Source organism: Thalassobacterium maritimum, assembly GCF_031127805.1.
Lineage (GTDB): Bacteria > Verrucomicrobiota > Verrucomicrobiia > Opitutales > Coraliomargaritaceae > Thalassobacterium > Thalassobacterium maritimum.
This window is the reverse complement of sequence record NZ_JARXHW010000020.1, coordinates 67629-77583: the sequence shown is the minus strand read 5'-3', so window position 1 is coordinate 77583 and position 9955 is coordinate 67629. Positions and strand designations below refer to the sequence as shown.

Annotated in this window: 8 protein-coding genes; 3 read left to right on the top strand and 5 right to left on the bottom strand. The window is 53.6% G+C overall.

All coding sequences use genetic code 11. The annotated features are described in order from the left end of the window. Positions 1-141: 141 nt before the first annotated feature. On the bottom strand, positions 142-597 hold the full coding sequence (locus tag QEH52_RS10260; RefSeq protein WP_308950225.1) for a hypothetical protein: 456 nt from the start codon (positions 595-597) through the stop codon (positions 142-144). 3 nt (positions 598-600) lie between these two features. Continuing rightward, on the bottom strand, positions 601-2103 hold the full coding sequence (locus tag QEH52_RS10255) for a PLP-dependent transferase (RefSeq protein WP_308950223.1): 1503 nt from the start codon (positions 2101-2103) through the stop codon (positions 601-603). Between the two features lie 368 nt (positions 2104-2471). Between QEH52_RS10255 and QEH52_RS10250 the strand changes: the two genes are divergently transcribed. From QEH52_RS10250 to QEH52_RS10240, 3 genes are all read left to right on the top strand, one after another. Beyond that, positions 2472-3113 carry a hypothetical protein gene (locus tag QEH52_RS10250; RefSeq protein WP_308950221.1) on the top strand — a complete coding sequence of 214 codons (642 nt, stop codon included), beginning with the start codon at positions 2472-2474 and terminating at the stop codon, positions 3111-3113. Between the two features lie 77 nt (positions 3114-3190). Continuing rightward, entirely contained in the window at positions 3191-4093 is a 903-nt protein-coding gene (locus QEH52_RS10245) for a peptidoglycan recognition protein family protein (RefSeq protein WP_308950219.1), read from the top strand. A gap of 86 nt (positions 4094-4179) precedes the next feature. Next, positions 4180-5034, top strand: a complete 855-nt coding sequence (locus tag QEH52_RS10240; RefSeq protein ID WP_308950218.1) for a hypothetical protein — start codon at positions 4180-4182, stop codon at positions 5032-5034. Here the strand turns inward: QEH52_RS10240 and QEH52_RS10235 are convergent, their stop codons facing one another. The 3 genes from QEH52_RS10235 to creB form a co-directional block, all read right to left on the bottom strand. Beyond that, positions 5035-7578, bottom strand: coding sequence for a peptidase U32 family protein (locus QEH52_RS10235; protein ID WP_308950216.1), 2544 nt, complete (start codon positions 7576-7578; stop codon positions 5035-5037). 85 nt (positions 7579-7663) lie between these two features. Further along, positions 7664-9097 (bottom strand): two-component system sensor histidine kinase CreC, encoded by a 1434-nt coding sequence (gene creC / locus QEH52_RS10230; protein WP_308950215.1) that lies wholly within the window; start codon positions 9095-9097, stop codon positions 7664-7666. Then, positions 9094-9822, bottom strand: a complete 729-nt coding sequence (gene creB / locus QEH52_RS10225; protein ID WP_308950213.1) for a two-component system response regulator CreB — start codon at positions 9820-9822, stop codon at positions 9094-9096. Before creB ends, creC begins: the two co-directional genes overlap by 4 nt. Between the last annotated feature and the right edge of the window lie 133 nt (positions 9823-9955).

Below are 9955 nucleotides of genomic sequence, written 5' to 3'. Positions count from 1 at the left end.
GCAGAAAGTGCGCAAAGTACTTCGTACGTTCAAGTACTTTTTATCAAAAATTGCATTTATTTTACCCTAAAGTCACAAGATGCTAAAAACCAGTGCATTACGGTACCACTTTTTTCACGCTTTTCGCTGTACTAACGACGATTAACCCAACAATTTCGCACAAGCCAGCGTCTCTAGCCACGTTTTACGCCAATAATACGAGTCCAACAGACTATCATCCCGCTCCCCCAGAAGTAATTTCGCCAAGTGTAAGGCCTCTACCGATGCGAGGCCTCCATGCGGATCTTCAGCAATCTTACTCACTCGCGGATATGCCGTCGCCACCGCAGGCAAAGTGCGCCGCACTCCTTCTCCATATAAGCATGCCTCCAGCTGCGGCAATAAACGCCAGGTGCTATCCAATAATAATAAGGGACGCCCCGCATCTTCAACCGAAAGCTCGGGAGCCCCCAAGGCCAGCACGGTAAAGCCGCTCATATCAAAGCTCCAGTTCTCCCGCGCTTTATAGAAGGCGATATCTTCTCTTCCCTCTAAGGGCGTCAAACTGCACTTACTGCGACGCTCCTTAGGATGACGTATTATACTAATAGGTGTCATAGTTTAATTTTTAACGCACGCGAGCGCGCGCTCAAAGACTTGAATAATAGCTTCGATTGGCTCCGCCCCCACAGAGATACGAAGCAAATCTGGATCAATCCCAATCGAGCGTAAAAAACTGCGCCCTTCATCTGTGGTGACCAGATCATAGTGCGCAAGATACATAAAAGGGCACACCAGCGTATATTCGGTGCCAAAGCTCGGCCCTTTCATCAGCTCTAAAGCATCATAAACGGGCTCGATCGCCCCATGGACTTCTATCGTAATCAACGCCCCGCCAGCACCTTTACGTTGACTGACTTCTGCAAAACGCTCGGAGTGCCCCGCATAATGCACTTTCGCCACGGCGCGATGCGCCTGTAAATAGTCAGCTAACTGACGCGCATTCGCATCCATCCGCGCCACCACTTCGGGCGCACGCCTCAACTGATAGGCCAAGCGGGCCACATCTCGGGCATAGGCTGGCTGATAGCAACTAAAGCAGCGCAAAACCAAATCACTATAATGCGGCGACTCCGCATTCAAAGCGACCGCACCAATCATAACATCTCCCTCACATGAAGCATACTTTGTCAGACTGGTAACCAAAATATCCGCATATCGCAAAACATCTACATTATATATAGAGGCAACGGTAGGATCAATCATCATAACACCTCCACAGAGACGCACTGCCTGGGCAATTCGCTCCAGATCACCGACTTGCACAATCGGATTAGTTGGACACTCAATCACCACTGCCGCCAAAGCGTCGCCACAGGCTTCGATTCGCCGCACCAGAGCCTCCGTATCCGTCACATCATAACAATGATCCAAACTCTCGCCTTCAGCTAAAAATTCCTGCAAGACACATCCAGAATCCAAGTATAGCCACCCCAATTGCAGCCATTTATTGCGCCCCTTCGCTGCTTGAAATTCCCTCACTGCTCGGAAACCCGTATAAAATGCACTCATTCCTGAAGCACACACCATAAGGTCCTTCGTATCACAGCCCACAAGACCTGACAATTCCTCTTCAACAAAACCAGGCTGACCACTCCCCTCTGTCAGCTCGGGAAATACCGAATCTCGCAAGCCGTGCAACAACAGTAAATCTTCCGCTTGACGCGAGGAAATGCCACAGCCGGTATGCTGCACAAATTTCTTAACTAAGCGACATAGGTCTCGATCAGAGGCATCGTAATGCACAAGGAAAACCGCCTCATCTACCTTCAAGATGCCAAGACCTGCACCAATACGCTCGACCAAATCCTGAGTCGCTCGACGCCCAGGAATCAAAACTGCCTCCCGCCCCTCTAATCCTTCTCGCGATAAGTAGAAGGCAATCAATTCTGCCACAAACGCATGCTGGACAAAACGCGGGTATCCCGACTTCAAAGCTTCGATCACGCGCGGCTCACGCTCTTCGTAGCCGCGCACATCGGCCATAGTGGGCAAGCTACTGACAACTGCATGCGGACTAGCAGGGCAGGCTTCACCAAGGGAATAGTGTCTGAGAGATGTCATAATTGGTATCATACAAGAAATGATATTCATAGGCTTTGGCGAGCACGGACTCAATACACACGGACAACATCAGACACTCACTACGGCTGGCATCATGCATTTGAATTGACCAAGAATTAGCGGTAAACAAGCTGCTCGAATACGTATTTGTATTTATGGGCTCACCTTACACCAACACTAAGCGCAAAAGAGGAACGTCTAGCAGGCTTCAGAAATCCTCAAAAATTGCGCTCTTACTTGGAGTCATATTACTTACATGCGCTGCTGTCTTTACAGCCATCATATCGTTGCGCTCTCCTGATAATTCAGGCACAGAGACACGTTTTCCTTATGGCACTATACAGGAACTGAGCTCACTCAGAACTTTCATGCCCGCCTATTTATCAGTAAACAGCAACGAAACCATACTAGACAACACGCGCAGCATTCGCATAGCCGGAGAAGTTACGCATGGAGGTATCAGTGAGAACTTTGTGCTTTTTAAAATGCGGCCAGATCGAATGCTTTTCACGCTCAAACGCGACACATATGAGATTACTTATGGTGTGATTGGCCCAAAAGTCTGGCGGCGCGTACGAGCCCCACAACAAGAGGATACCCTTAGCTTAATCGAAGGCAAAGAAGTCGACACTTGGCATGCGCAAGCTCAGTTCTTCGACCGGATTATCGAATCACATTTAGGCAATGGCCTAATTACAGGAATTGAATCTGCAGATTGGCTCGGGAACGAATGCTTAAAAGTCCACATCACCGACGCACACGACCAAGAAGTGGCTATATTCATAGACCCCTTCTCAATGCACCCAATCGCAGAAAGAAAGAAGCTAGCCAATGGCAGCACTCAACAAACCGAATTTTTCGACTACCACGATGTCGACGGAATTCCAATCCCTTTTCACATCATTGCGTCCATAGATAATAAAGTTACAACGCACACTCGAATCGAGCGAGCGGCGCTCAATACTGGCATCGTTTCTAGACTATTTGAGGTGCCGGACTCACTGCGCTAGAGTGCCCTCACGCGCTTGATCGCTAGCAAAAAACGATTAAATATTGTACAAACAATAAACATCCCTCCATCAACAACATGCACGTCACACGCCGAGAATTTACCAAACGCGCAGGCTTAATCGCACTGGGCAGTATAGCTAGTTTCAAGCTCGGCAACGCTCAAGGAACATACACGGTACGCAATGGAGACACTCTCGGACATATAGCCCTCAAACATAACATAAGCACCGCTGAACTCAGAAGAATCAATAAGCTGAGCGGCGACCTGATTCATGTTGGACAAACATTAAAAATCTCAGAGCAAAGCACACCACCGCCGCCCGCGCCATCCATCGCGAACAACACAGTTTATACAGTCAAAAAAGGCGACACCCTAGGCGGAATTGCATTGATTCATGGCGTTCGTATAGCCGCCCTCAAACGTGCCAACAATTTATCCAGCGATATGATTCGAATCGGCCAGAAGCTATACATACCGGACGCGACACCGATGACTGATCTATTGACTAATGTGCGCGCAGAAACCGCGAAAATTACAGTGCGCACTGACAATTGGAAACGCATCGTGGCACACCACAGTGCAATCAAATATGGGAATGCAGCAATCTACGACCGCGCCCATCGGAAACGTGGCATGAAGAACGGACTCGCCTACCACTTTGTGATCGGCAATGGCATCGACTCCGGCGACGGCGAAATCGAAATTGGCCCTCGATGGACCAAGCAACTATTAGGCGGCCACGTTAAGAGCTACGGCATCAATCTGACCGCGATTGGCATTTGCTTAGTCGGCAATTTTGAGGCGACACACCCCACCCATCGCCAACTCGCTGCATTCACTCAGCTCATGGACTGGCTACGGGGCGAAATCATCCCAGGAGCCAAGCAATTTGCTGGCCACCGCGACCTACGCGGAGAACAAACGATCTGCCCTGGAAAGAACTTTCCACTAGCCGCGATGCATGCGCGCTATGATTAACGAACGAAGATGTCCCGAACCGTCAGAATACAATTGCCCCCTAAAATCCTCTGACTAAAGATCGACATGACTAATCACACATATTTATGGGCTCATCATACACAAACACTAAGCGAAAGAGCAGCAAACCCAGCAAATCTCAAATACTACTAAAGCGCGTGCTCTATACTGGCGCCATCGTGCTCGCATGCGCCGCGATCTATAGTACTGTAAAGTCTGTCCTCGCCCCGGAGACTAGCATGGGCGAAATAGGATTACCTCATGGTAGTATTCAAGAATTAGTTGATCCTAGGACATTCATGACCGCTTATCTAGCTACCAACTGTAAACCACCACTGCTAGAGACCACCCAAACGATTCGCGTCGCAGGAAGAATCGACAGTGGCCACGCGAATGAGAGCTTTGTGCTGATCAAAAAACAGCCAAATTTAATGCTGTTCACAATCGACCGCAAAACACACCAAATCACATTTGGCGTACACGGCGATAAAGTCTGGCGCCGGGTGCGCATCCCCAACAGAGATGATGAATTTATTAACATTGAAGGCGACGAAGTCTACACATGGAAGTCGCAAGCACGCTTCTATGATCGAATCATTCAAGCACATCTCGGCGATGGTAGCATACTCAACATCGAACCTAGCGACTGGGAAAATATTGACTGCCTAAAGGTGAAACTCAAAGACGGAGATGGCGATAGGGTGGACATATACATAGACCCTCTCACCATGCATCCTCTAGCTGAGGAACAATATCGAGACAATGGAGCAGTGCAGCAGACAAAATTCTCCGACTATCGCGACATCGATGGCATGCCTATTCCGTTTAACATGGTCACCACGGTGGACGGAGAAGTTCTAAACCGCATCGAACTCGAAAGTGCCGCACTCAACACTGGCATCATGTCGAGACTCTTCGAAGTGCCCGACAGCCTACTGTAATCAGCGCTCCAAGGTCCCGCGGGTCACACCGAGCTGGTTGATCAGTTTGAGTTCTTTCCATAAGTGTTCGGCGGTGATCTCTCCAGCTAGCAAATCGGCGTAATGCTGCATGGTGCGGCGCACTTCTTCGCCGGTCTCATTGAGAAACTCGATACGATAGGCGCCGGCGCCTTGGGAGGTCATTGACTCAATGTACTCGGCTCCTGTCTGCGCCTTGGAATTAAACAATGTATTGCGGCAACCGGCATCGGCCTTGAGCGGGTGCAGGGCTCCCACGCGGTCCTTGAGCTGCACTTGGTGACTGTCGCAGGGGCGTCCGCAATCGCGAAAATCTTTACCTTCCGATAAGAAGGCACAAAAGACGCAGTGCTCCATGTGAAACATCGGCATGTGCTGGTGCAGGGTGATCTCGAAGCTGCCGGCGGGTGAATGACTCAGTAGTGCATCCAACTGCGCGGTGTTGAGATCGTAGGAAGCGGTCAAACGCTCCAAGCCCCAGCGCTCAATAAAATAGGCGGCGCTCAGGTGATTGGCGACGTTCAAAGAGAAATCGCCGCGCATGCGGTAATCGGCCAGCGCGGTGAGGTGCTCGTGATTGCGCGCGAGAAAACCGTCGGCGCCACAGTTGAGCAGCTGCTTGATTAGAAAGTCTTCGCCCGACTTAAACATGCGTGGCGGCGCCACCCAGATCTGGCGCGTGCGGCCATCGGCCTCCTCGGCGGCTCGGGCTTGCGCCACGGCCGCGGCGTATTTGCGCGGATCTTCTAGCTCGAGATAAATCTCGTCGTAGGGCAGTTCCAGAGCGACCGCGAATTGCTCTGCATTGCGCACGTAGGGAATCAAATAAGGGCTACTTGCTTTGCCGACAGCTGCGGGTTCACCGATAGTAATCTTCGGCGCTGGGTTCATTTGCCAGCGCAGCGGCTCAGCGCGGTGCGCCATCAGTAGATCGACGGCATTGCGGCGCAATTGATTCAAGGCGGACACGGGCAACATGCAGTCGCCCGCCAAATCGATGTCCAAATCGCCCAGGTAAAAAGCACTGCCGCCCAAGCGTCCCAACTGTTTGCGCAGCATCGCCTCGTCGAGTGGTTTGTTGCGCGCAGCTTGTAGCTCGGGCTCTGATTGTGCTTGAGCGATGTGCCCTTCGTCATCGCGCAAAGTCAGGCTTAGCGGCGCGCCCACCCGCCCGCTCACGCTGGCATGGATCGGACGCTTGTAGTTTGGCTGCTCGACCTCGAAACTTTGACGCAAGCTCTTGTCCAGCGCGGGGTCGGAGGTCTTGTAGACCACCTGCCCGGGCTCGACGCGCTTCCAGTTGATCGAGCCTTGGAAGAAGCGAATGAAGCTCTCGTCGGCATTGGTATCCACAGATGTGATACGCCCACCTTCTTCGTGTTCGTCGGGGCGGCCGCGATCGATCACCACGCCATCGCCAGCTTTGAGCGGATGTTCCAGCCGCAGCCAAATGCCGTCGCGCTCAATGCGGTCGATCACCCCCAGTCGTAGGCCGCGCTTTTTTCCGAAGCGGGCATGCACTAGTTTTTGATTATCGATGCCGCCCAACCATCCGGTCGACAGGCCACGGGAGAAAGTCATTTCCAGCGCGTAGCGCCCCTCGGCCTGACGGTAGGGCGCGGGCGTATGCGCCGCTTCGCCATGCCGACGCGTCCAGGCATCATCCAATGCCTTGCGATACACACTCGTGACAGCGGCCACATATTCCGGCGCCTTCAAGCGGCCTTCGATCTTCAGACTCGCCACCCCGGCATCGATGATCTCGTCCATGGCATCCAATCCAGCTAGGTCTTGCGGACTCAGTAAATAACGCCGATCTCCGAGATCGACGGGCTCGCCATCGCGATACAAGCCGTAGGGCAGACGGCAGGCCTGCGCGCACTCACCGCGGTTGGCCGAGCGGCCCCCCAGCGACTCACTGGTCAGGCATTGCCCCGAGTAAGCCACACAGAGCGCCCCGTGCACGAAAATTTCCAAGGGCATATCCAAGCCCTTGTTCAGAGTCTTTTCTTTGATCGCATGCACCTCCTTGAGCGAACACTCACGCGCCAGCACCACGACGCTGCTGCCCAGCTCTTCGGCAAAGTGCACGCCCGCCTCGCTGGTGACACTCATCTGGGTCGAAGCATGAATCGGGAAGTCGGACGAAATTTTACGAATCAACTGGCAGATGCCCACGTCTTGCACGATGGCAGCATCCACGCCGGAGCGGATGATCGAGCGCAGAAAGCTCTCCGCGTCTGCGAGCTCATTAGAGAAGACCAGCGTATTAAAGGTCACATAGCCCCGCACACCGCGCCCGTGCAGATAGGCCATCAGATCCGGCAGGTCGGCCTCGGTGAAATTCTTGCCCCGCATGCGCGCATTAAAACGATCCAGACCGAAGAAGATCGCATCGGCCCCATTTTCGACAGCCGCGCGGGCGCACTCCCAATCCCCCGCAGGCGCGAGAATTTCTGGCTTTTGTAAAACGGCGTGTGATCGATCCTGATCTGCGCCGAGGCGTTTTGGTATGAGTTTGGGCATGAGTGTCTGGCTACTTTTATTGAGCTAAACCCTCAAAAGTGAAGAGCGAAAACACCTCCCCGAGCGACAGCCCGCATTTTGTCGCTCACAATTGCGGCAAACGAATCACCGCTTCGGCGCCGGCCTGGTCTTCGCGATTGCCCACCTGCAAGCTGCCTCGGTGCAGTTCGACTGCTTCGCGCGCAAAGCACAAGCCCAGCCCCGAGCTCCGGCGCTCACTGTGAGGCCGAGGCAAGGAATAGAAACGGTCAAAGATGCGTTCGAGCGCAAATTCTGGAATCCCGGGCCCCTCATCGCAGATGGAAATCACAACCTGACGCCCCTCCAGCCAGGCTCGAATTTCGATGCGCCCCTCCAGCGGTGAAAAATCGATGGCGTTTTGCAGCAGGTTATTGAGCGCAGTCTCCAACAGGAATAGCTCCCCCTCGACCCTGCACTCGTCCGACAGCTGCAGCTCGAAGTGAATCTTTTTATTCAGTCGGTTGGACTCGTGATGATTCACGATGCGCCGGATCAGCGCGCCCAGCTCGATCTCGACCGGGTCGCCCAGTTCGGTGCGATTTTCCAGCGAGGCCAAGGCCAGCAGTTGGTCCACCAGGTTTTGCAAGCGAGCGGATTCTAATTCGATGTTCGCCAGAAATTGCGTGCGCTTCGCCGCGGGCAGGTCCTCCTGCAACAATTCCGCCGCCCCACGGATCCCGGCAATCGGCGACTTCATTTCATGCGTCAGCGACTGCACATAGGACTCCACATATTTGCGATTTTCCAAAGCCTCGCGCATCGCCTCGGTGCTTTCCCCGAGAATGCGTAAATGCCGCCCTGGCATGACAGGTGCCGGCGGACGCTCCCCCCGCGAAACGGCGGCCGCATAGGCGGTCAATCGCCGCAAGGGCTGTGTCACCCATTTCGAAAGCAGCCACCCCAGCAAAAGCACCAAGCCCACCGCCAGCAGTCCTAGTCGAATCAAGCGCTGCTTAGTCTCGATGATGAAGAGCAACATGCTGCGCTGCGGCTTATAGACAGTGAGCACGCCGATGATTTCGCCGTCATTCACAATCGGTGCGCCCACATACATCACCGAAGAGGTCGGGTCGGCCTCATCCAAACGGGAAGAGCGAGCGCCATACTCCCCGCGCAATGTGCGCGCCACATCCAAGTAAATACTAAAATCCTCGCCCACCTGGCCCACCGTCCCAGAATCGTAAATGAGCCGCCCCGCCGCATCGGTGATATAAAAGTCCATCAGCACTTTGTCCTTCATCAGATTATAAATCTTGGCATTCAGCGGCTTCGCTTTGACTGACTCCATACCAGAACGCCAAGCCTCCGGCGCAAGGATCGCATGCCCGCCCTGATTCGATAAGAGGGCCGCCAAGATCTCCGCCACATCCACCATCGGCTCTTCGGTCGCTTCCAAATACTGGCGCTCGACCCGATCCAAGATCGGATTCAGCAAGACCGCGAAACCAGCCAAGGCCATCAGCGCGAGGCTGATCAATATGCGATTGGTTAAACTCACCAATGCTCCCTCATCGAATATCCAATGCCACGGTGTGTGACAATCGGATCCACATCGGCGCACACAGATTTCAGTTTGGCCCGCACGGATTTGATATGCGTATCGACCGTGCGCTCCATCGAGGCGTCCGGCTCTTCCCATGCGAGATCCATCAACTGCGCGCGCGAATACACACGGCCGGGCTTTTCGATCAGCGCGACCAAGAGGCGGAATTCATAACGCGACAAAGTTAGCGGCGAACTGTAGTAACAAATCTGCCAACGCTCATAATCAACCTCGAAGGGGAGCCCTGAACGCGCCCGCGGAGCCACCGCATTCGGCAGCGGCGCAGGCTGCGCGTTCAACTGCGCGCGGCGGATGTTGGCCCGCACCCGCGCCGAAAGCTCACGTGGACTGAAAGGCTTGGTCACATAATCGTCCGCGCCCAATTCCAAGCCCACCACCCGATCCACCTCCGAGGCGCGCGCCGTCAAAAAGATCACCGGCACCTGACTGCGCAGCCGCAAGTCACGACACAGATCGAAACCATTCATATCCGGCAGCCCCACATCCAAAACCACCAAGGCATACTGCGTCGCCTGCAGATGCGACAAAGCCTCCCCGCCCGATGCCGTGTGATCGACCGCAAAGCCCTCCGACTCCAAAGCATACACAATGCTATCACGAATCGAAGGCTCGTCCTCGACGACCAGCACACGGGGCAGTTTATCAGAATGAGAAGTCATTTTATACAAAAACCTAACAAGCAAAGGAACCAATTGAAATGCAAAACGTAGGGGCTTCACTTGTGAAGACCGCAGTTGATGGAACACGCACCAAGCTTCTCTCCACTCTTCATCACGAGTCCGCGATATTCAT